Origin of the sequence: Gluconobacter sp., from assembly GCF_047723935.1 — a bacterium.
In the GTDB taxonomy this organism is placed as follows: domain Bacteria; phylum Pseudomonadota; class Alphaproteobacteria; order Acetobacterales; family Acetobacteraceae; genus Gluconobacter.
Genome location: NZ_JBDOBO010000133.1, coordinates 2243 through 3212, shown reverse-complemented (window position 1 = coordinate 3212; position 970 = coordinate 2243). Strand labels below are relative to the sequence as shown.

The following is a 970-nucleotide window of genomic DNA, read 5'->3' as shown; positions in this document are numbered from 1 at the left end:
CTGACGCGCTCTTGCGCGTCAGGGGGGTTGAGGAAACGCCCCGCTCCCCTTCCCCGCCGTTCGACATCCTTCACAGCAGCACAAGACTGCGGGTGAACATATATGCGACTGCACGGAGACCCCGCAGGGGGCTCCGGGTGAGGTTGGCGGCTTGCCGCCTAGCGAACCTAGTGTGAACGCACTCGGCGCAGCCGAGCCGCCCCGGATCCTTTTCCCTGATGTGACAACCGTATTCACAAGCTGAAGGAGGATACTCTTGTCATGACAATCTGTCATGACGCGACAAAAGGATATCAAGGGATGTATCTTCGGCAGACACTACGAAATATTGGGGTTTTTAGCCTTTTTACGCTTATTGTTACAGGTAGCGCACAAGCATCGGATTATGGTTATGCGACCATTTCTTTGAAAGATGGGATGGAACAAACGATCCAGCTTTCGCTAAACGGTCCGAAGCAGACGCTGACGTCCTTAGGGAAATCCATGTATCTGCCTGATGTGAGGGTCACCAGTTCAGGCAGCCCGAATTCGATAGTGACCTTACCGGGATCTGAGTGCTTCACCAACTGTGATCGTGTTGAACTGGAAGCGAAGGGAACCACGACCGGTCGTGTTATATTGAGCTTTAATGTCAAGCACAAAGATGTCCCGAGGTTCCGGCCCTTGCTGGCCCAGAGCGACGGATCTTTCTATAATCCTGAGGCGACAGGCTGGACCATAGAGGGGGCTGTTCTGATCAGGGATAAACAGGTTCTGCCACTGGTCCTGACATCCAGCGGAGAGCAGGTTGGGACCCTCAGGTGGTTGAACGGAACCCCTGAACAAGGACGCTAAGGTGGCCCGCCAGAGAGACCTTTTTGACTGGAAGCGACCGCGGCGCAACCCCCGGCAACATTCCCACCAGATTTATATTGGGGGCCACCGCGGCGGTTTAACGCCGGGGCAAAATATTGTGGGGCCGGTGTCTTAT

At 54.9% G+C, this 970-nt stretch carries 1 protein-coding gene; it reads left to right on the top strand.

From position 1 onward, the window contains the following. The first annotated feature begins 261 nt into the window (after nucleotides 1–261). Nucleotides 262–834, top strand: a complete 573-nt coding sequence (locus tag ABF979_RS16640; RefSeq protein ID WP_415560783.1) for a hypothetical protein — start codon at nucleotides 262–264, stop codon at nucleotides 832–834. Nucleotides 835–970: the final 136 nt, after the last annotated feature.

What these genes read in the sequence shown, in the direction of transcription:
- ABF979_RS16640 (WP_415560783.1), top strand. Translation starts at nt 262, where the DNA reads ATGACAATCTGTCATGACGCGACAAAAGGATATCAAGGGATGTATCTT.